This window comes from Vreelandella titanicae BH1, from assembly GCF_000336575.1.
Taxonomy (GTDB): Bacteria; Pseudomonadota; Gammaproteobacteria; order Pseudomonadales; family Halomonadaceae; genus Vreelandella; species Vreelandella titanicae.
In genome coordinates, this window is sequence record NZ_AOPO01000002.1 from 489955 (window position 1) to 511338 (window position 21384).

A 21384-nucleotide genomic window follows, 5' to 3' on the forward strand; every position below is an offset into this window, starting at 1 on the left:
CATGCCTCTTTCTTCTGTCGCTAATCCTATCGATGAGCGTGAAATACCTTTCTACGAGAATGTCGGCAACGAATGCGCTATGTTTGAGCACGCCTTTCGTCAACGTTTGCCGCTGTTACTTAAAGGCCCCACCGGGTGTGGTAAAACACGTTTTGTTAGCCATATGGCCGCGAAGCTGGGCCGTCCGCTATTCACTATTTCATGTCACGACGATCTGACTTCAGCCGACCTTACAGGCCGCTATCTATTGCAGGGCGGTGAGACCCGCTGGGTCGATGGCCCGCTTACTCGAGCAGTGCGCGAAGGGGGGATCTGCTATCTCGATGAGGTGGTGGAGGCGCGTAAAGATGTCACCGTGGTGCTTCACCCGCTGACCGATGACCGCCGACTACTGCCGTTGGAACGTACCGGGGAACTGCTCGAAGCGCCGGATGACTTCATGCTGGTAGTGTCTTATAACCCTGGCTATCAGCATATTCTCAAATCGCTTAAACCGAGTACCCGCCAGCGCTTCCTGGCCATGTCATTTGATTTTCCACCACCCAAAGTCGAGCGCGATATTGTCGCGCGGGAGAGTGGTTTGCCCGGTGAGCAGTGCGCCGCGCTGGTCAATCTTGCCGCCAGCCTGCGGGCCATGAAGGGGCAGGATTTAGAAGAGGGTGTTTCTACTCGCCTATTGGTTTACTGCGCTACCCTGATTGCCGCCGGGGTGCCCATTTTGGAAGCTGCCCGGGCTACCTTAGTGGAGCCGCTGAGTGATGACGCAGATGTTCAGGAAGGGCTGATGGAAGCCATTCAAGCAACCTTTGGGTGAGGGCACGGCATGCTTGATTTTCTTGAAGTCGAGGAGTTTGTAGGCCGCCATTGGCACCGTTGGGCTTCCAGTGCGGCAAGTTACCCTGACCATCCCGAAGCCGCAGTGCGTCTTGAAACGCTGCGGCCCATGCTCGGCGTCTTTTTCCGCGCCGGAGGTGGCGAGGCGGGTATCGATGTTGCTGCTATTGCGGGGCGTAATTCGTCGCATCGCTTATCCTTACGCCAAAGGCTTGGGCTTGATGAGGAGGTGCTCGATCAAGCACGCCGTGACGAAGAAAGCCTGTTGTTACCGCCACGCATTGCCTTGTTCGCCGAGGCTTCCTTGAACCGGGACCTCTACCTTTGGCTGGTAGCGTACCTGGCGGCGACCCAGCATGTGCACGTCGTCGAAGATCCGCTACAGCAAGACCTTCTCCAGCTGCGTGAAGTAAACCGGGCGACTCGGGCAGTGTTGGCCCATTTCCCTGGGCTCGCTCAGCGCCACGCCAGATTATGTCAGGCATTGCTGGCCATTCGCCCCCAGCGCAAGCGCTTGCCGCCGATGGAAGCAGCGCTTGAATCCGTTCTCTGTGCCCAGCTGGGAGAAACGCCGCCCGAGGCTGGCTGGGCCGAAGTGATGCATATCGCCATCCTCGACGAGACCCTGTCTTTGGACAATTTTCATGCGCCGCATGGATACCGGCCGCCACTTCCGGTGCCGCTATGGGGGCAAGCCGTTGCCCTGGGTACCCATAAGAAAGCACGAACCGAGCAGGAAGATGATGAGGCACCGGTCGCAGGGAAGAATTCACTACAAGATGATCATGGTAAACGTAAGGCTGACCGGCGCGAGCAGGATCAGGCCGACCGCGATGACTCTTTAATGCTCAATGCATCCGAAAAGATGCTTTCCTGGGCCGAAATGGTCAATCTCAATCGTCATGTAGAGGATGAAGACGATGATGAGGCCAAACAGGCGGCCGATCAGATTGATGAAATTGTGCTCAGTGCTAACCGTAAGAAGGCGGCTTCCAAGCTAAAGCTTGATCTTGATCTGGCGCCGGGTGAGGTGAGTGGGGGAAGGCTGCGTGGGCGCCATACCTATCCGGAATGGAATCATCGTAAGCAAATCTATATGCCTGACCACTGTGTGGTACTCAGCGATGTCCAGAGCGAGGAGGGGGAGAACTGGCAGCCGGATGAAACGACAAAACGGCGCATTCGACGAGTCCGACGCGAGTTTGAAGCACTTAGGCCGCGTCGTGAGACGCTACGTGGCCAGCTGGATGGCAGCGAGCTGGATATGGACGCCGTCATTCGCTCCCGCTGTGATCTGGCGGCGACCGGTGAAGCCAGCGACCGTCTCTATCAAGCTAGCCGTACCCAGGCGAGGGATTTGGCGGTTTCGATCCTGGTCGATGTATCCCTTTCCACTGAGGCCTGGCTGGAAGACCGGCGAGTGCTGGATGTGGCTAAAGAAGCGCTGCTGGTATTGGGGCACGGCCTTGCGGGGTGCGGCGATGACTATGCCATTCACAGCTTTACCTCCCACCGTCGTCACCGTGTTTGGGTCAATACGCTTAAAAGTTTCGATGAGCCAATGGGCGAGCGGGTGTCACGGCGGATCGCAGCGCTCAAACCAGGCCACTACACGCGTATGGGGCCCGCTATTCGGCACCTTTCCCAAGCGCTTGCCAAACGGCCCAATCGGCACCGGTTGCTGCTACTTCTGACCGACGGTAAGCCTAACGATACCGACTATTATGAAGGGCGCTATGGTATAGAGGATACGCGCAAAGCGGTACTTGAAGCGCGACGGGAAGAAGTGCGCGTGTTCGGGGTAACGATTGACCGGGAGGCGGGGCGCTATATTCCTCATCTGTTTGGGCGAGGGGGTTATGCCATTGTCCAGCGTCCGGAGCATCTCGCCTTGGCGCTGCCGAGTATCTACCGCCAGATTGTTGCTTCCTAAGGAGGTTATCTATGGTGCGCTTGCGCTTCGTAGCGGCGATTAGTCTGTGGTCTTTGGTCGCTTTAGGGATAGTCGTGCCGCTGGTATGGCTTATCAATAACCGAGATTGGGGCGTGGCGCTGATGTTGCTGGTTCCCTTTATCGTTTATGGTTTGATGCGGTTGGGTCGGTCGCTGGAAGCCTGGGCAAACGCCGCGCAGCGGCCTTGAGGTACTGATTCCGCACTTCGCTAAATCCAATCCTGTGAGGCTACCCCACTAAATGAAAGCGACCGGCCAGGTAGCCCGCGGCAATCAGCGTTAACGTTAATAGTGTCAGGGCAATGAAAACTCCCTTCCAGGCTGGGGTCGCGGCGCGCAAGTTTAAATAGACCATGAGCACACAGTGGGCTTTGAACCCCGTCGCCATCATTATCATGGCGGCTGACCATAGGGGAAGCACCTGCCAGTCGGTGGTCTGATCTAGCCGAGCGGAAACCATGGAAACCAGGGTCAGCGCCATTAATACGCCCCAAGTAATCAGTAAACGTCGTGTACCGGGCAGTGCCCTCATTGTTTCCTCACAAAATTATCTGAGCAGATAAATCAGTGGATAAAGCAGGATCCAAATCAAGTCCACCATATGCCAGAAGGCTGCCGCCGTTTCTACGTTCTCGGTGGAGGTGCGCCAGCTCACTAAGCCTAGTAGCGCTAAGCCGAACACAACGTGAGCAAAATGGAAGGCGGTTAAACCATAGTAAAAACCAAAAAAACGTTCGTTTCTGGCGTTATTCCAGCGGCAAACTTACTTGTATACTCAAAAACCTTAATGAGACAGAACAGTAGGCCCAACAGTATAGCGGCGCCTAACCACTGTCGGCTGCGCTGTATGCGCTTAGCGCTTATCGCCTCAACGGCAAAGGCTACAAAAAGCCCACTGGTCAAGAGCACCAGGGTATTGAGGCCGCCCAGCACCGGGTCAAGCTGATGTTGGGATTCATTGAATAGTGCAGGGTCAAGGGCGCGTTGACCGGCATAGAGCGCAAAGAAGGCGGTGAAAACCAGCATTTCGCTCAGTATCAATACCCACATCAGTGGATTGCCAGGTAGCGCTGAAAGCGGCCCCCAGCCGGGATTGGGCAGGTCGTGCCTCATTAATACTCCACTCGGTAAGCGTTGTGCCGAGGTATCAGGGCTCATTAGTTTTCGTCAATATATTAAGTGCATTTTAAATACATGTTAATTTTGGTGCAATATTTCTTTTATTTGACACGCGTCACTACCCAGCGCCACGGCAACGCTTAGCATCAGTGGCCTAGTGTTTGCCGATGATGCCTTTACTTCGGAGTGACTGTTATGTCATTGCTGTCTTTACCTTTTTCCATGCCCTCTTTTTCAATTTCCCCTCCTATAACGCCTAGCCATTTGATACGTCTCCTTGATCCACGGGTACCGTTTACAATTAAGCAACGTATAGTCGAGCCTTTACTCAACCGTACTTTTGCTATGCCGCTTGCTGAGGGGGAATTCGATGCTTTGGAAGGTCGGCGCATTAGTCTCACCATCGCCGATTTAGGTGTGACGCTAAGTCTGACGCTTGAATCCCAGCGCTTGATATTATGTCGCGAGAAAGGCGAGGCAACCATTCGGGGAGGTTGGCGGGAATTCTTGTGCCTTGCCACGCGCCGCGAAGATCCCGACAGCCTGTTTTTCCAGCGTCGCTTAATCATTGAAGGGGATACAGAGCTGGGGTTGACGCTCAAAAATCTACTTGACGGTTGCGAGGAAGGCCTTGCACAAGGGCGTGTGGGGGAACTGTTGTTGGGGCTGGAGCGTTTGGTACGTAAAGAGTGACCCAGGCTTCTGAAATGTTCACAAGCGGCCTCGGGATATCCCGAGGCCGCCCATTATTACGCTGCGTCGAGGGGGCGTGAGGGGCCAAAGTGCTCAAAGTGTCGGCGATCCTCGTCGACACCCAGTTCGGACAAAGCGCTGTTAATCGCTGTCATGAATCCTTGGGGGCCGACGAAATAGCAGCGCGCCTTAAGATCAGGCAGGTAGTGAGCTAATAAGCTGTGGTCGATACGACCAATATGTTCGGCTTCGTTGCCGCGCTCATGAATACGGACAGCCTTAAGACGTTGAGGATACTCGCTCTTCAGCGCTTCTAATTCGCCTTTAAAGGCCTGGTGGTCGGCATCCAGGGCAGCGTGTAGGTAGGTGACTTGCCGCCCAAGGGACAAGGCATGTCTTGCCATGGGGAGCAGGGGCGTTTGCCCAACGCCGCCGCTGGCAAGCAGCAGAGGTTCGTCACCTTCAATCAGCGTGAGGTCACCTGCTGGTGGTAACAGTTCCAAGGTGTCGCCGGGTTGTAAGACATCGTGGAAGTGGCGGCTGACTTGGCCCTGTTCTTCGCGTTTGATCGAGATTCGATAGCTTTGGCCATTTGGCGTGTCTGAGAGGCTGTAATGCCGATAAACCAGCTCGCCATTAATGGTTAGACGTACACCGATATACTGACCTGGCTCATGCTCAGCCACACGACCTCCATCCTCGGGCTCAAGGATAAAAGAGCGAATTAAAGCACTTTCCTGCTGGGTACTGGCAATCTTGAAACGGCGTGTGCCGCGCCATCCCCCCGGGCGTTGCTCAAACTCACGATAGCGCTGGTCTTCGAGGTCAATTAACAGGGCGGCAAGCTCGTTATATAGAGCGCCCCATGCGTCGGCGATTTCCGGGGTGACAGCTTCACCCAGCACTTCGTCAATCGCTGCCAGCAGGCATTCACCGACAATAGGGTACTGCTCGGGAAGAATGCCTAGCGAGACGTGTTTACTGACCACAACATCCAGAGTAGCACGCGCCTGAGCTGGATTACTGCGTAGTTGCACATAGGCCAACACGGCGTTGGCCAGGGCACGGGGCTGACCACCGCTTTGCTGATGAACCTCATTAAAGAGCGGCTTAACCTCTGGGTAACGGGTAAACATCAGCGGATAGAAGCGCTGCGTAATCGCATTCAGGTGTTCGGCCACGACGGGAGCGGTCGCGTTGATCAGCTTTTCTTGCTCATGTGTTAGCACGGATAATACCTCAAGCGTTAAGATTCATTACAAATGCATCTTAACGCCAAAAGCGATAAATACCAACCATGCAGGGGCTCTGTTGAGGAGAGGGGCTGCCAGCCATTTGAACAACAAGGCCTGAACACAATGCAAAAGCGCTTGGTATGGAGTGACGATGAAGCTTATCTGTGTCTATAAGATGCATTTTTGATACTTGTCATGGTTTTTGCTATTGGCCTGGCGCACAATGCAAATCCAAGTAATTCAGTGGGGTATTATGCTATGCCAACCATCACCTCTTCCCAGCCTGCCTCCAAGCTCAAGCAACTACCGTTGCTGCGTCTGGCTTTTCGGCCCTTTTTCCTGTTGGCCGCGCTGTTCAGTATTTTATCTCTACTGGTATGGCTGGGCTTTTGGCATGGCAATATTTTGCTGCGCCCTTATGGCGGCCTGGTGTTCTGGCATCAGCATGAAATGTTGTTTGGTTTTGCCGCAGCAGTGATCGGAGGGTTTTTGCTTACCGCTGTACGAAACTGGACAGGCTTGCCGAGCTTAAACGGCGGGCCGCTATTGGGACTGGTGGTGTTATGGCTATTGGGTAGAGTGCTGATGGCTTTTCCCATGGATTTGCCAGGATGGCTGCTGCTGGCGGTTGACCTTGCATTTCTTCCAGTGGTCGCCATTACTATGGCGCGTCTGGTTATTACCGCAAAGCGTTGGCGCAACTTGATCTTTATACCTGTGCTGTTGCTGTTTGCCACGGCTAACCTGGCGATGCACTTAGGGGTGATGCAGGGTGACGCCGAGCTGATCCGCCAAGCCGCCTACTTGGCCGTACTGTTAATCACACTGATGATGACAGTCGTTGGCGGACGTGTGATTGCCATGTTCACTGCCAATCGTTTGGGCCGCACCAAACCTGAACCTATTGCTTTGCTCGAAGGAGTGACGCTGGTGAGTACGGCTGGCGTAGTCGTGCTGCAGCTGGTCATCATGTTGGGGGTTGCCATTCCTGCTTTATTAATGGGGGGAGTGATGCTCTTGGCGGCGTTGGCCAACACTGTTCGCATGGCGCGTTGGGGTGGGTTGCATAGCTGGCGTGAACCTTTACTTTGGGGGCTGCACGGCAGCTACGCCTGCATTCCGCTAGGGCTTGTCATGTGGGTCTTGGCACTCATGGGGCTGATGCGCGTTGAACTTGCCGTGCACGCCCTGACCATTGGTGGCATGGGCACCATGATGCTGGCCATGATGGCCAGAGTTTCGCTAGGTCATACGGGCCGCCCCATACGCACTTTGCCCGGTATTGGTGTGGCGCTGGGCTTAATGCTAATAGCCGCCTTGGTGCGCTCACCCGTCTTGGCGTTATTTCCCCAGATCACCCACTGGACCTATACGCTGAGCATCATCTTCTGGTGCGTTGCCTACGCAATATTCGTCGTGCACTACACTTGGCCGTTGATGCAGGCGCGAGTCGATGATCAGGATGGCTGAACGAATAATAGATGGCGCCTGCATCCGTCCGGATGCAGGCGTATTAAAACCATTGAGGTATTCAAACGCTCATTAGCGATCAGCCAGGGTGACCCGGGCACCGCCAAAGGCAAGACTGCGTGGGTTAGCCACTGGACGGTTGTTGGTGAGGCGGGTAATGCCTACCCCGCAACGGCCCACCATCCAGATCAGGCAGGCTGTAAAATAGAGGTAGCCTAGAGCCCAGGGGGCTACGGCGGGTAGCCCGATCCAGCCCAGTAGATGCCAAATGGCAGTGAACAGCACCCCGCCTAATAGCCCTAACCAAAACGTTCTAATCTGAAACTGCAAATGGGAAGCGACCCACTCCTCGGCATCGTTTCTTTTCATGTGGGCAATGAGTACCCCTATGGGGGCGGTGACCACCGCTAATACGCTACCCAGAAAGAGCATATAGACAACGATAGCCGCGCCACGCCCGCGGCTTTTCTTAAACGTATTAGAGGAAGTCGACGTTGAAGTGGCCGCGGAGTGAGATGCGGAGGGCATGGATGATGGGGAGATAGCCATAGAAAACCTCATTCGGCAAAGTGGGAATCATTAATAGCGCGTTAAAATGCATTTTTAATGCATTTATTGTAGAGCAACTATGCAGAATTTCCTTAGCTGAAATTAATAGGGTTGTTTCTAGTGATCGTCAGACATTGACGGTGGGGATACGCATTAGTCCTGCCAACTGCGGGTAACGATTGGACAACACATCTGCCAAAGTATAGCGGTCAAGCACCTCCAGAAACGCTGACAAGGCTTCGTTTAGAATGGGCTGGAGCCGACACGAGGGAGTAATGATGCAGTTGTTATCGCTATGAAAGCACTCGACTAGCTCCATGCCATGTTCCATTTCGCGCACGAGTTTACCCAGCACGATAGTAGCGGGGTCTCGCGTGAGCAATAGGCCACCGTTCTTGCCCCGAATAGCGGTAACGTAGTTCTTCTGGCTAAGCTCCTGAACGACTTTCATCAGGTGATTGCGAGAAATATCAAAGGTCTCTGCGATCTCATTGATAGTAGAACGCTCTTCGCCTTTCACGGCGAGGAAGATCAACACGCGTATTGAATAATCGGTGAATCGAGTGAGATGCATGGAGTGTGCTTTGCTCCGAGAGTAATCCAACTGTAAAAGAAACATGTTGTATGAACGTTCAGTAAGTTGCAATCAGAACATGGGGGTACTAATGCTGACCTGAGTCAAGAAGGAAAGCGTTATTGCCTTAGCTCAAGCTGGTCAAAGTACGGTTTCAAACGGCTTACCAGCGCATTCATCTGAGCTGTAGATGGAGTATTGGCAACTGGCTGAGAATAGGTGGGATCGAAGCATTGCTCGCTGCGGGCCACCTGCAGCGCATAGTGGCGTACCCCACAGTCGGCAAGACTCAGTGCCAGGCGTTCCACATCGGTAAGCTGAAAATCTTTCCAGTGAATGGTGGTACGGCACTCGAAATTGAGTCCGCTGTCGAGCAAAGCCTCCAAGCTACGGGCATGCAACTGCCAGATGCCGGGACGGCCGCAGATGCGGTCAAACTCTTTTCCGCGTCCTTTTACATCCAGCCCCACCCAGTCAAGGTGCGGTAATAGCTGGGTGAGGCGGTCAGGATAAGGGCCGGCGGTATGTAGTCCCACCTTAAAGCCCAATGCTTTCACTTCCTTTACTGCATCGGACAAACCGGCATTCAGGGTGGGCTCACCACCGCTGAAAACCACCGCTTCCAGCAGGCCTTGCCTGGTGCTCAGGAATTCCCGTATCGCTTGCCACTCCTGGGGTTCACCTCGGCGCGACGGGATCATGTTGGGATTGTGGCAGTAGCCGCAGCGTAGCGGGCAGCCTTGGAGAAAGACAACACACGCCAGATGATCGGGATAATCCAGTGTGGTCATGGGCACAAGGCCGGCAGTCGGCAGCCGAACCGAAGATAATTTAGTTGTGATGTCGTCAAGTGTCGTCTGCATAGCCATAGTGATATCCCCCTGCTGGGGCGCCTGTAGCCAGACCCCCCAGCTGTCGTTAGAGAAAAGTGAGGGCTAGCTACCGAGAGGCGGCGGCTTCAGTAAAATGGCGTCGCTCCTGGTGTTCGGCACGTTTGCCGATATTGAACTGACTTACCGGGCGGTGGTAGCCCATGACGCGGGTCCAGACTTCGCAGCGCTGGCGCTGCTCAGTGGGCAAGCTAGCATATTGAGAGGTTTGCATTAGCGTGTTCCTTAAACGAGTTGAGAAAAAGTGAGGCAAATGCCTCAAGCCGTGGCGGCGTCGATTGCGCTCGCCGTTTTTGCCCAAAGTGCTTCGTCGCACTTGGGGCAGAACTCATGTTCACCCGACAGGTAGCCATGCACCGGGCAGATCGAAAAGGTGGGTGTGACTGTGAGGTAGGGTAAGCGAAAGTGAGAGAGCGCCGTTTTAACCAGCTTGCGACAGGCGGTGGCCGAGGTAATCCGTTCGCGCATATAGAGATGCAATACCGTGCCACCGGTATAGCGAGTCTGTAAGGGGTCTTGATGGCTCAGTGCCTCAAAGGGATCATCGGTATGATCCACCGGCAATTGGCTGGAATTGGTGTAGTAGGGCGCCTCGGGTGTACCGGCCTGAAGAATGTCAGGAAAGCGAGTCAGATCCTCCCGGGCAAAGCGGTGAGTGGTGCCCTCTGCAGGAGTAGCTTCAAGGTTATACATATGGCCGGTCTGTTCTTGAAATTCGCGCATCCGCTCCCGGACGTGGTCAAGAAGATCCAGCGCCAGCTGCAGCCCTTGGGCGTCGGCTATATCGCAGCGATCCCCAGTAAAGTTGCGCACCATTTCGTTAAGCCCATTCACACCCAGAGTAGAGAAATGATTACGTAACGTGCCCAGGTAGCGCTGGGTAAAGGGGTAGAGCCCCTGATCCATTAGTTGCTGAATGCGCTCGCGCTTGAGTTCGAGGCTATCGCGCCCGAGCGACAGTAGGCGATCCAGCTCGCTGAACAGCCCGGCCCGGTCGCCGGCAAAGCGGTAACCCAGCCGGGCGCAGTTGATCGTCACTACTCCCAACGATCCGGTTTGCTCCGCGCTGCCGAACAGACCGTTGCCGCGTTTGAGCAGTTCACTTAAATCAAGCTGCAGGCGGCAGCACATGGAGCGCACCATGTGGGGTTCCAGATCCGAATTTAGAAAGTTTTGAAAGTAGGGCAGGCCGTACTTGGCGGTCAGTGCGAAGAGCCGCTCGGCGTTGTCGCTTTCCCAGTCGAAATCATGGGTGATGTTATAAGTGGGTATCGGGAAGGTGAACACACGCCCGTGGCGATCCCCGGCCTCCATCACTTCCAAATAGGCCCGGTTGATTAAGTCCATTTCAACCTGTAGTTCGCCGTAACTGAACGGCTGCTCCTCTCCACCGATAACCGGTGCCTGTTGGCGCAAGTCGTCGGGGCAAACCCAGTCGAAGGTTAGGTTGGTGAAGGGCGTCTGACTACCCCAGCGCGAAGGTACATTGAGATTGTAGATGAATTCCTGAAGCGCCTGCTTAACCTGCGCGTAGGTCAGGCCGTCCTTGCGTACGTAGGGTGCCAGATAGGTATCGAAAGAGCTGAAGGCTTGTGCCCCGGCCCACTCGTTCTGCAAGGTGCCAAGAAAATTAACCATTTGCCCGAGGGCACTTGAAAGGTGGCGGGGCGGGTGGCTTTCCGCCCGTCCCGGCACCCCATTGAATCCCTCTAAAAGCAAAGTACGTAGCGACCAGCCGGCGCAATAGCCGCACAGCATATCCAGGTCGTGAATATGCAAATCACCTTCCCTATGAGCTTCCCCCACGGCGTGGGGGTAAATCTCATCGAGCCAGTAGTTGGCTATCAACTTGCCTGAGACGTTGAGGATTAAACCGCCCAATGAATACCCCTGGTTGGCATTGGCGTGAACACGCCAGTCGGCGCGTTGGAGGTACTCATTGACCGTCGAGGCGACGTCAATATGATGCTTTGCTACCTGAACGCTTGTGGAGCTTTTCACCCAATTCACCTATATATGCTAGATTTAATAAAAATAAATACTATATGTGGTGTTGAAGGGTAAGCGTTCAGGATTTTGCAATAAATGATCCAGGTCAAAAATGGTGGGGAAAAATAGTAAGGCGTGGTGGCGCCTAGGCTATGGCTTTAGCCAATCATCGTGCGGGTGTTATCCATACCCGGTCGGCCATACCAGTAACCGTCGCAGATTTCAGCATCCACCAGCGCCAAAGGATCGGGCGTAGCTAACCTGCCGTGGCGGGCCTGGTCGAAAGCCGTGACCACCTCGGCCATGCCTTCCGCCCGTGGGCTGAGACGCGCCACTGATACCCCCATATCCGCCATGCACGTCAGTTCATGGCGCAGATCCTGGCAGGCGCTGGAAAGGGTTTGAATACCGTTCAGGGTAAAAACATCCCGGGACTCTTGTGAACGTAGCACCAAGCCTTCGGGGTATTTTTGGCAGACGAACTTGCAGCGGTCTTTGGGTGTTTGGTGACGCCGGGCGGTAAAACAGCGTGACGACCAGGCCAAGGGGAGATGCCCGTAGGCGAATACTTCGCATGGGTGGGGAACGCCTGCCTGGTGGCAATCGTTAATAAGCTTGGCTAAGTCTTGCTGTGACATTTCCACCGGGGCTTGCCAACGCCGCATGCCGGCACGGGCCATAACGCCCAGTGTCGCCGGGTTGTAGAGGTTGAGCGCAGCACCGGCGATAAACGGCAGTCCGGCACTGGAGAGGCGCTGCAGGGCACTTTGGTCATTGGCCTCGACGATAAAATCACCGTTGTCACACAGCTTGCGCAAGTCACGCAAGTCGGCTTCGGACTCGATCAAGGTCTGGCTGGCGAGTACCACCTGCTTGCCCGCCTGGGTGAGCTCGCGCCCAATGCCTAGCCAGTCGTCCAGTTTCATATCGCGGCGCCGCGAGCAGACGGTTTCGCCCAGGGTTATAATCTCTACCGGCCAGTCGGCCGCCTCGCGGTAGAAGTCGGCGTAGCGTTGCCGAGTCCAGTAAAAAAGCACCGGCCCGAGGGAGAGTTGCAGAGGGCCGGTTGATAAGGTCGGTGATAGGGGAGGTGTAGTGTTCGGCATAGTAGGCTCCTATTTCCAGCGGCGCTCGTAGGCGCCTAGGGTAGTGATGGCACCTTCGGAAAGCTCGGCAAGGCCTGCCATCCAGGCGGGTTCTGGATCAAAGCGCTCAGGCTGAGCCTCTAGGCGGTTGAGCGCCTGACGCCAGATCCCGGCCACTTTAGAGACATAGGCGGGGCTGCGCTGACGACCTTCAATTTTGACGGCGCTAATACCCAGGTCGCGTAGTTCCGGCAATAGCTCCAGAGTATTGAGGCTGGTGGGTTCCTCAATGGCGTGATAGGTCTCGCCCGTTACCTCGAAGCGACCCTTGCATAGGGTGGGGTAGCCTGCGCGCTCGCCTTCGGCGTAGCGGTCGATAAGAACATTGTTAAGGCGTGACTCTAAGCCCTCAGGCGTTTCTTCCCAGCGGACATGAGCCGCTGGCGAGCAGACGCCCCGGGTATTGGGCGATTCGCCGGTCAGGTAGGAGGAGAGATAGCAGCGTCCTTCGGCCATGATGCACAGGCTGCCGAAAGCGAACACCTCCAGTTCTACCGGTGTTTGCTTGGCCAGGTCGCGTACCTGAGTGATTGACAGCACCCGTGGAAGTACGGCGCGCTTGATGCCGAAATGCTGGTGGTAAAAGCGTAGCGCTTCATGGCTGGTCGCCGAACCCTGCACTGAAAGGTGCCGCGAGATCTCGGGGTGATGGCGAGTCGCGTAGTCGAGCAGTCCCATATCGGCGAGAATCAGCGCATCCACGCCCAGTTCGGCGGCCTGATCCACGGCCCGAGTCCAGTGTTCCCAGCCATCGGGCTGGGGATAGGTATTAATGGCGCAAAAAACGCGTTTGCCATGTCGGTGGGCGTAATCGATCCCCTCGCGGGCACGTTTGTCGGTAAAGTTTAGCCCGGCGAATTGCCGTGCGTTGGTGATGTTCTGGAAGCCAAAATAGATGGCGTCGGCACCTTCATCTACAGCGCGCTTTAGGGCGGGCAGGTTGCCAGCGGGACATACAAGCTCCATAGCGAGACTCCTTGCGGGGAAAGTCCGAGCATTTTAGTCACCTATTTTTTGTCGGCTTTTGACACAGGTCATATCGGGGTGGCTTTCAAAAGAGGATAACGCTGCAGAGGAGGCAAGCTGGATGCAGGCAGTTTTTAAAACGTATATTGTATGAATATTAACCAATGCTTGCTGCACCCACTTCCAGAGTTCCATTTCAGAGACCTCTTTTAGAGCCCCTTTTCAGAGACCTACTCCTCAGAGACCTATTCCAATCATGCAAGATAAACTGCTCTTCAATCGTCCCCTGGTAGAGAAATATGACCGCCCAGGCCCGCGGTACACTTCTTATCCCACTGCGCCCCAGTTTCATGCCGCGTTTGCCGAGGATGATTACCGTAGCGCCGCCGAGCGCAGTAATCGGGTCGCAGTACCCAAGCCGCTTTCGGTCTATGTGCATATCCCGTTCTGCAAAAGCCTTTGCTACTACTGCGCCTGCAACAAAATCATTACTCATAATACCGAGCGAGCTGCCGAATACCTCCAGTGGTTAAAACAGGAGATACGTGTTCAGGGAGCGCTGTTCGATACCACCCGCCAAATGACCCAACTGCATCTGGGCGGCGGCACCCCAACCTACTTAAGCAATGCCCAGCTACGCGAACTGATGGCGGCGCTGGACGAAGCCTTTCACTTCGCCGCACCTGAAGAGCGTGAATTCTCGCTGGAGGTAGACCCTCGCACCGTGACACCCGAACAGGTGTACGAGCTCTACGCGCTGGGCTTCAATCGGTTGAGCTTCGGTGTGCAGGATTTCGATCACGACGTGCAGCAAGCTGTCAATCGCGTCCAGAGCGAAGAGCAGGTGGTATCCCTGGTCAAGGCTGCCCGCGAGGCGGGGTTTGAATCGGTCAGCGTTGACCTGATCTACGGTTTACCGCTGCAGACAGTGGCGAGTTTCGATACGACGCTAACCAAGATTATTGACCTGCAACCGGATCGCATTGCCGCTTATAGCTACGCCCATCTGCCCGAACTGTTTAAAGCTCAGCGGCTAATTCGCCCCGAAGACATGCCGCCACCCGAGCGCAAGCTGGAGCTGCTGGAGCTTACGATTAACCGCCTGACGTCTGCAGGATATGTCTACATCGGCATGGATCACTTCGCCCTTCCGAATGACGAGCTGAGCCTGGCCCGTGAAAATGGCACTCTGCAGCGCAATTTTCAGGGCTACTCTACCCACGCCGACTGCGACATGATTGGGCTGGGCATTACTTCGATTGGCAAGGTGGGCGATACCTACAGCCAAAACGTCAAGGAAACTGCCCAGTATCAGCATCGTTTGGATGAAGGGCGTTTACCGGTCTTCCGTGGCTATCGCCTTAGCGATGACGACCGCCTGCGCCGCGATGTCATTAATACCCTGATGTGTCACGGCCGACTTGAATTTTCCGCTATTGAAGCCCGGCACAATGTCGATTTTCGCAGCTACTTCGCGAGTGCCTTGGCGAGCCTCGAAGAGATGGCGGACGACGGGTTAATTGCTTTGCGCGACCATGAAATCGAGGTGCTGCCTTCAGGGAGGTTGATGATCCGCAACCTGGCCATGGCGTTCGACGCCTACCTGAAACCAACGGAAAACCGTTATTCGCGCACGGTGTAATTTCAACAGTGCCAACCGTCTATTCCTTTACGTTGGCCGCTCTATCACCTTGGGGGTAGGCAGGGTGTATATGGAGGTAATCACGCAGTAATTCGCTTGTCGATCACGCAGAATCCACTCCATGGAACCCGCACTGTCGGGTATGCAAATTTCCGAGGAGCCTGGAGATCGACCATGAGTCACTTCATAGATCGGCTGAATTTCTTCCGCAAGTCCCGCGAGCCTTTTGCCAACGAACACGGTGAGCTACGCAGCGAATCCCGCCAGTGGGAAGATAGTTATCGTGCCCGCTGGCAGCACGACAAAGTAGTACGCAGCACCCACGGGGTGAACTGCACCGGCTCCTGTAGCTGGAAGATCTACGTTAAGAACGGTTTAGTTACCTGGGAAACCCAGCAGACTGACTACCCCCGTACCCGTCCCGACCTGCCTAACCATGAGCCGCGTGGCTGCCCCCGCGGCGCCAGCTACTCCTGGTATCTGTACAGCGCTAACCGCCTCAAGTACCCGTTGATCCGCAAGCCGTTGCTGGCGCTATGGCGCGAAGCGCTCAAGGCTAACCCAGATCCGGTCGACGCCTGGGCGTCTATTGTCGAAGACCCCGCCAAGACCAAACAGTACAAGCGTGCTCGCGGCATGGGCGGCTTCGTTCGCGGTAACTGGGACGAGCTCAACGAGCTGGTCGCTGCTTCTAACGTTTACACCGCCAAGCAGTACGGCCCCGACCGTATTCTCGGCTTCTCGCCGATTCCTGCCATGTCCATGGTCAGTTACGCCGCAGGTAGTCGCTACCTCTCGCTGATTGGTGGCGTCTGCATGAGCTTCTACGACTGGTACTGCGATTTGCCGCCGGCGTCACCGATGACCTGGGGCGAGCAGACCGACGTACCTGAGTCCGCTGACTGGTACAACTCCGGCTACATTATTGCCTGGGGCTCCAACGTGCCCCAGACGCGTACCCCGGATGCCCACTTCTTTACCGAAGTACGTTACAAGGGCACCAAGACGGTTTCGATCACCCCGGATTATGCCGAGGTTTCCAAACTCACCGACGAATGGCTCTCCGCCAAGCAGGGCACCGATGCCGCCCTGGCGATGGCCATGGGCCATGTCATCCTCAAAGAGTTCCACCTCGATAACCCGAGTGCTTACTTCACTGACTATGTGCGGCGCTATACCGACATGCCGTTCCTGGTGGAACTGGAAGTGCGTGAAGATGGCAGCTTCGCACCGGGCCGCCAACTGCGTGCCAGTGATTTTGATGCTGCCCTGGGCCAGGAAAACAATCCCGAGTGGAAAACCGTTGCCTGGGATGAAACCCGTGACCAGCTGGTGGTGCCACGCGGTTCCATCGGTTTCCGCTGGGGCGAAACCGGCGACGAAGTGGGCAAGTGGAACCTGGAATCGCTGGACGCCGCAGGCACTGAAATCAAGCCGTTACTCAGTTTGGTCAACCACCACGATAGCGTTGCGCGCGTAGCGTTTCCTTACTTTGGTGGCATTGAGCACGAGCACTTTGAGCACGTAAAAGGGGCCGGTGTTGGTGCTGCTGACGACCTGCTGTTCCACAATTTGCCCGCCAAACGCTTGAAGAGAGCCGATGGCAGCGAAATGCTGGCGGTCACCGTTTTTGATCTGATGTGTGCCAATTATGGTATCGACCGTGGTTTTGTCGGCGACGGCGAAGATGATGGCGCGACCTCGTTTGATCAGATTCGTCCCTATACCCCCGCGTGGCAGGAGAAAATTACCGGTGTCCCAGCAGAGCAGTGCACCCGCATTGCCCGTGAATTTGCCGATAATGCCAATAAAACCAACGGCCGTAGCATGATCATCGTTGGTGCCGGTATGAACCACTGGTACCACATGGACATGAACTACCGCGGCCTGATTAACATGCTGGTCATGTGTGGTTGTATCGGTCAGAGCGGTGGCGGTTGGGCCCACTATGTTGGTCAGGAAAAACTGCGTCCGCAGACTGGCTGGACGCCTTTGGCCTTTGGCCTCGACTGGCAGCGCCCGCCGCGCCATATGAACTCTACTTCCTTCTTCTATAGTCACTCCTCCCAGTGGCGCTACGAGAAGCTTGAGATTAAAGAAATTCTTTCGCCGTTGGCCAAGGCCGAGGATTACCCCGGTAGCCTGATTGACTTTAACGTGCGTGCTGAGCGCATGGGCTGGTTGCCGTCAGCACCACAACTGGACACTAACCCGCTACGCCTGGCGAAAAAAGCCGAAGCCGCGGGTATGTCGACAGCCGACTATGCTGTTCAGCAGCTCAAGAGCGGTGAACTGCGATTTGCAGCGGAAGACCCGGATGCGCCAGAGAACTTCCCGCGTAATATGTTCATCTGGCGCTCCAACCTGCTGGGTAGCTCCGGTAAGGGCCATGAGTACATGCTCAAGTACCTGCTGGGTACTCGCCACGGTATTCAGGGTAAAGACCTGGGTGACTTCGGCGGCCAGAAGCCCGAAGAAGTCGTATGGCGTGACGAGGCGCCGGAAGGCAAGCTCGACCTGCTGGTGACGCTGGATTTCCGCATGTCCACCACCTGCCTCTACTCGGATATCGTGCTGCCTACGGCGACCTGGTATGAGAAGGACGACCTTAACACTTCTGACATGCACCCCTTTATTCACCCGTTGACTGCCGCCACCGACCCGGCCTGGGAATCGCGCAGCGACTGGGATATTTACAAGGGCATTGCCAAGGCTTTCTCCAAGGTGTGTGTAGGCCACCTAGGCGAAGAGACCGACCTGGTCACTCTGCCGATGCAGCACGACTCGCCAGGAGAGTTGGCCCAACCGGCGGTGATGGATTGGAAGAAGGGCGAATGCGCGCCGATTCCCGGCAAGACCATGCCATCGCTGATTGAGGTTAAGCGCAACTATCCCGAAACCTATGAGCGCTTCACTTCTGTTGGGCCGCTGCTGGAAAGCATCGGTAACGGCGGCAAGGGCATCGCCTGGAATACCGATGCTGAAGTCGAGCTGCTGGGAAAACTCAACCATCGCAAACTGGATGGCCCGCATAAAGGGCGGCCGTTGATCGACAGCGCTATTGATGCTGCCGAGATGATTCTGACCCTGGCACCGGAAACCAACGGCGCCGTGGCAGTAAAAGCGTGGGATGCACTCTCCAAAATTACCGGGCGTGACCATACCCACCTGGCAAGGCCCAAACATGACGAAAAAATCCGCTTTCGCGATGTCGTCGCCCAGCCGCGTAAGATTATCTCCAGCCCGACCTGGTCCGGCCTCGAGGATGAACATGTCTCCTATAACGCCGGCTACACCAACGTTCACGAGCTGATTCCCTGGCGCACCGTGAGTGGCCGTCAGCAGTTCTATCAGGATCACGCCTGGATGCGCGCTTTCGGCGAAAGCCTGCTGGTCTATCGTCCGCCCATCGATACCAAGGCGGCCAAAGGCTTCCAGCTTCCCGCCGACAACGGCTTCAAGAGCAAGGCGCTGAACTTTCTCACGCCGCACCAGAAGTGGGGCATCCACTCCACTTACTCGGACAACCTGCTGATGTTGACGCTTAACCGAGGCGGCCCGGTGGTGTGGCTCTCCGAGGCGGACGCGGCTGAGATCGATATCGAGGACAACGACTGGATCGAGGTCTACAACGCCAACGGCTCGATTGCCGCGCGGGCAGTGGTCAGCCAGCGGGTCAAGGCGGGCATGGTGATGATGTACCACGCCCAGGAGCGCAACGTGAACGTCCCTGGCTCTGAGGTCACCGGTACGCGGGGCGGTATTCACAACTCGGTCACCCGTGTCTGCCCCAAGCCAACCCATATGATCGGCGGCTACGCGCAGCTCTCTTACAGTTTTAATTACTACGGCACCGTCGGCTCAAATCGCGATGAGTTCGTGTTAGTGCGCAAGATGAAACACGTTGACTGGCTGGATGGTGAAGGCAATGACAGCGTTCAGGAGGCCGTGAAATGAAAATTCGTTCCCAGGTAGGCATGGTTCTCAACCTTGATAAGTGTATTGGTTGCCACACCTGTTCAGTGACCTGCAAAAATGTCTGGACCAGTCGCGAAGGTATGGAGTACGCCTGGTTCAACAATGTCGAGACCAAGCCCGGTATCGGCTATCCCAAAGAGTGGGAGAACCAGGCCAAGTGGAAGGGCGGCTGGATGCGCCGTAACGATGGTCGGATTGAACCGCGTATTGGTGGCAAATGGCGGGTGCTGGCGAACATTTTCGCCAACCCCGACCTGCCCGAGATGGATGACTACTATGAGCCGTTCACTTTCGACTACCAACACCTGCATACCGCCAAGATCGGTGAGCACCAGCCGGTGGCGCGTCCGCGCTCGCTGATTTCCGGTCAGCGTATGAAAAAGATCGAATGGGGCCCGAACTGGGAAGAGATTCTTGGCACCGAGTTCGCCAAGCGGCGCAAAGACGCCAACTTCGACAAGGTGCAGGCAGATATTTACGGCCAGTTCGAAAACACCTTCATGATGTATCTGCCGCGCCTGTGCGAGCACTGCTTGAACCCAACCTGTGTAGCGGCTTGCCCCAGTGGTGCGATCTACAAGCGGGAAGAGGACGGTATCGTTCTAATCGACCAGGACAAGTGCCGTGGCTGGCGTATGTGTATCTCCGGCTGCCCCTACAAGAAGATCTACTACAACTGGAAAAGCGGTAAGTCCGAGAAGTGTATTTTCTGCTACCCGCGTATCGAGGCCGGTCAGCCGACCATCTGCTCCGAGACCTGTGTGGGCCGCATTCGCTATCTCGGCGTGCTGCTGTATGACGCTGATCGGATCGAGGAAGTGGCAAGCTCCCCTGACGAGCGTGATCTCTACCACCGCCAGTGCGAGATTTTCCTAGATCCCAACGATCCGGAAGTGATTGCCCAGGCCAAGCGGGATGGCATCCAGGATAACGTCATCAAAGCCGCCCAGGCCTCACCGGTTTACAAGATGGCTATCGACTGGGGATTGGCGCTGCCGCTGCACCCGGAATACCGCACGCTGCCGATGGTGTGGTACGTGCCGCCGCTGTCGCCGATTCAGTCCGCCGCTGAGGCGGGGCATGTAGAGTTCGATGGCATCCTGCCCAAGATCGAATCACTGCGTATCCCGGTGAAGTACCTGGCTAACCTGTTGACAGCCGGTGAAGAGGAGCCCGTGGTATTGGCACTCAAGCGCTTGATGGCGATGCGTGTCTACATGCGCGGCAAGCACGTGGATGGCGCCCCTAATGCCGAGGTGCTCGACGCCGTAGGTCTGAGCGTAGCCCAGGTGGAAGAAATGTACCGCTACCTGGCCATTGCCAACTACGAGGATCGTTTCGTGATCCCCACCAGCCATCGTGAGATGGCAACCGAAGCCTTCCCCGAGCGGGGTGGATGTGGCTTTACCTTTGGTGATGGTTGCCACGGTGAGAGCCAGCCCAACCTATTTAACGGCCGTAAGCAGACCAGCGTTTTGGTAAAACCGGTAGAGGTCTTCGACCCACAGCCACAACTTGAGGAGTCTCGTCATGACTGAAGCCGCTACCCAATCGCCGACCCCGGTAGAGCCGTCGTTCGAACCGCTACAGGGTATGCGTAGCCTACGCGTACTGGCCCGCCTGCTCGATTACCCGACCCAGGAACTGCAGGATGCCAGCGGCGAGCTCATCGAAATTCTCAATGCCGAACGCCGCCTGGGGGCGGCTCTCAAATCGTCGCTAATGGAGTGGTGTCAGCGTCTCCAAGAGGGCGACCTGCTTGAGCTGCAGGCCGAGTACGTCGCCATGTTCGATAAGGGGCGGGCTACGTCGCTGCTGCTATTCGAGCACGTTCACGGTGAATCCCGCGATCGTGGTCAGGCCATGGTCGATCTTATGGCCGAATATAGCGCGGCCGGTTTCGAACTGGATGCCCGGGAGCTGCCGGACCATATACCGGTATTTCTTGAATACCTTTCGATGTGCGACGACGCCGAGATCGGCCGTTGGTTGGGCGAAATACGTCATATCCTGGCGCTGCTCACCGCGCGGCTGGAGGAGCGCGGAGCGGATCACGCCCTGGTGCCGCTATCACTCTTGGCGTTAATTGGGGCCGAGGGCGATGTCGAAGAGCATCGGCCCCAGGTCAAAAAAGAAGCGCCTGATAACACCCCCGAAGCCTTGGACGCCGTATGGGAAGAAGAAGCGGTGCGTTTCTCGGCAACCTCTGACGAAGACTGCGCGCTGCAGTCTGCCGAAGGCCGCCGCTTGGCCGAGCGCAAACACACCGTTCAGAGCCAGCCGGTACGCATTATGCCTGCTCCGTCTTTAAATGCCTCTTCCGCTCCTTCCGCCGATCGTTAATAGG

At 56.0% G+C, this 21384-nt stretch carries 20 protein-coding genes; 9 read left to right on the forward strand and 11 right to left on the reverse strand.

The genetic code is table 11. From position 1 onward, the window contains the following. Window position 1 precedes the first annotated feature (1 nt). From HALTITAN_RS06830 to HALTITAN_RS06840, 3 genes are read left to right on the forward strand one after another with little or no spacing between them, the layout of a single operon-like run. Window positions 2-814 carry a CbbQ/NirQ/NorQ/GpvN family protein gene (locus HALTITAN_RS06830; protein ID WP_009286643.1) on the forward strand — a complete coding sequence of 271 codons (813 nt, stop codon included), beginning with the start codon at window positions 2-4 and terminating at the stop codon, window positions 812-814. 9 nt (window positions 815-823) lie between these two features. Beyond that, a complete protein-coding gene (locus HALTITAN_RS06835; RefSeq protein ID WP_027959376.1) occupies window positions 824-2767 on the forward strand; it encodes a nitric oxide reductase activation protein NorD in 1944 nt (647 codons plus the stop codon). An 11-nt stretch (window positions 2768-2778) separates the two neighbouring features. Beyond that, complete coding sequence (locus HALTITAN_RS06840; protein ID WP_022523544.1) at window positions 2779-2976, forward strand: hypothetical protein; 198 nt, start codon at window positions 2779-2781, stop codon at window positions 2974-2976. A gap of 40 nt (window positions 2977-3016) precedes the next feature. Here the strand turns inward: HALTITAN_RS06840 and HALTITAN_RS06845 are convergent, their stop codons facing one another. The 3 genes from HALTITAN_RS06845 to HALTITAN_RS26195 are packed head-to-tail and all read right to left on the reverse strand — an operon-like array spanning window position 3017 to window position 3900. Continuing rightward, the gene (locus HALTITAN_RS06845) at window positions 3017-3319 is read right to left on the reverse strand and encodes a cytochrome C oxidase subunit IV family protein (RefSeq protein ID WP_027959377.1); all 303 of its coding nucleotides are present in this window, start codon (window positions 3317-3319) and stop codon (window positions 3017-3019) included. A gap of 15 nt (window positions 3320-3334) precedes the next feature. Beyond that, complete coding sequence (locus HALTITAN_RS26190; RefSeq protein WP_268871415.1) at window positions 3335-3469, reverse strand: hypothetical protein; 135 nt, start codon at window positions 3467-3469, stop codon at window positions 3335-3337. Window positions 3470-3492: 23 nt separating this feature from the next. Beyond that, window positions 3493-3900, reverse strand: coding sequence for a cytochrome c oxidase subunit 3 (locus HALTITAN_RS26195; protein WP_268871416.1), 408 nt, complete (start codon window positions 3898-3900; stop codon window positions 3493-3495). 201 nt (window positions 3901-4101) lie between these two features. On the opposite strand from HALTITAN_RS26195, the gene ubiT reads away from it, so the two are divergent. Further along, complete coding sequence (gene ubiT / locus HALTITAN_RS06855) at window positions 4102-4599, forward strand: ubiquinone anaerobic biosynthesis accessory factor UbiT (RefSeq protein WP_022523541.1); 498 nt, start codon at window positions 4102-4104, stop codon at window positions 4597-4599. A gap of 56 nt (window positions 4600-4655) precedes the next feature. On the opposite strand, the gene hmpA is transcribed toward ubiT, so the two are convergent. Next, window positions 4656-5828, reverse strand: coding sequence for an NO-inducible flavohemoprotein (gene hmpA, locus HALTITAN_RS06860; protein WP_009286645.1), 1173 nt, complete (start codon window positions 5826-5828; stop codon window positions 4656-4658). Window positions 5829-6092: 264 nt separating this feature from the next. On the opposite strand from hmpA, the gene HALTITAN_RS06865 reads away from it, so the two are divergent. Continuing rightward, the gene (locus HALTITAN_RS06865; protein ID WP_039858598.1) at window positions 6093-7304 is read left to right on the forward strand and encodes an NnrS family protein; all 1212 of its coding nucleotides are present in this window, start codon (window positions 6093-6095) and stop codon (window positions 7302-7304) included. A gap of 72 nt (window positions 7305-7376) precedes the next feature. Here the strand turns inward: HALTITAN_RS06865 and HALTITAN_RS06870 are convergent, their stop codons facing one another. From HALTITAN_RS06870 to ubiU, 7 genes are all read right to left on the reverse strand, one after another. Next, complete coding sequence (locus HALTITAN_RS06870) at window positions 7377-7853, reverse strand: DUF4870 family protein (protein WP_022523539.1); 477 nt, start codon at window positions 7851-7853, stop codon at window positions 7377-7379. A gap of 127 nt (window positions 7854-7980) precedes the next feature. Beyond that, complete coding sequence (locus HALTITAN_RS06875; protein WP_022523538.1) at window positions 7981-8427, reverse strand: Rrf2 family transcriptional regulator; 447 nt, start codon at window positions 8425-8427, stop codon at window positions 7981-7983. A 119-nt stretch (window positions 8428-8546) separates the two neighbouring features. Then, window positions 8547-9290, reverse strand: coding sequence for an anaerobic ribonucleoside-triphosphate reductase activating protein (locus HALTITAN_RS06880; RefSeq protein WP_152419240.1), 744 nt, complete (start codon window positions 9288-9290; stop codon window positions 8547-8549). A gap of 76 nt (window positions 9291-9366) precedes the next feature. Further along, window positions 9367-9531 carry an anaerobic ribonucleoside-triphosphate reductase gene (gene nrdD / locus HALTITAN_RS26200; RefSeq protein WP_027959384.1) on the reverse strand — a complete coding sequence of 55 codons (165 nt, stop codon included), beginning with the start codon at window positions 9529-9531 and terminating at the stop codon, window positions 9367-9369. Window positions 9532-9575: 44 nt separating this feature from the next. Further along, window positions 9576-11327 (reverse strand): ribonucleoside triphosphate reductase, encoded by a 1752-nt coding sequence (locus HALTITAN_RS06890; protein WP_009286650.1) that lies wholly within the window; start codon window positions 11325-11327, stop codon window positions 9576-9578. A 137-nt stretch (window positions 11328-11464) separates the two neighbouring features. Further along, entirely contained in the window at window positions 11465-12412 is a 948-nt protein-coding gene (locus HALTITAN_RS06895) for a U32 family peptidase (protein WP_009286651.1), read from the reverse strand. A gap of 9 nt (window positions 12413-12421) precedes the next feature. Further along, a complete protein-coding gene (ubiU, locus tag HALTITAN_RS06900; protein WP_009286652.1) occupies window positions 12422-13417 on the reverse strand; it encodes a ubiquinone anaerobic biosynthesis protein UbiU in 996 nt (331 codons plus the stop codon). 256 nt (window positions 13418-13673) lie between these two features. On the opposite strand from ubiU, the gene hemN reads away from it, so the two are divergent. The 4 genes from hemN (at window position 13674) to narJ (ending at window position 21380) form a co-directional block, all read left to right on the forward strand. Continuing rightward, complete coding sequence (hemN, locus tag HALTITAN_RS06905) at window positions 13674-15059, forward strand: oxygen-independent coproporphyrinogen III oxidase (protein ID WP_009286653.1); 1386 nt, start codon at window positions 13674-13676, stop codon at window positions 15057-15059. 174 nt (window positions 15060-15233) lie between these two features. After that, a complete protein-coding gene (locus HALTITAN_RS06910; RefSeq protein ID WP_039858449.1) occupies window positions 15234-19016 on the forward strand; it encodes a nitrate reductase subunit alpha in 3783 nt (1260 codons plus the stop codon). Beyond that, window positions 19013-20575 carry a nitrate reductase subunit beta gene (gene narH / locus HALTITAN_RS06915; protein WP_009286654.1) on the forward strand — a complete coding sequence of 521 codons (1563 nt, stop codon included), beginning with the start codon at window positions 19013-19015 and terminating at the stop codon, window positions 20573-20575. Before HALTITAN_RS06910 ends, narH begins: the two co-directional genes overlap by 4 nt. Continuing rightward, a complete protein-coding gene (narJ, locus tag HALTITAN_RS06920; protein ID WP_022523530.1) occupies window positions 20568-21380 on the forward strand; it encodes a nitrate reductase molybdenum cofactor assembly chaperone in 813 nt (270 codons plus the stop codon). Before narH ends, narJ begins: the two co-directional genes overlap by 8 nt. The last annotated feature ends 4 nt before the right edge of the window (window positions 21381-21384 follow it).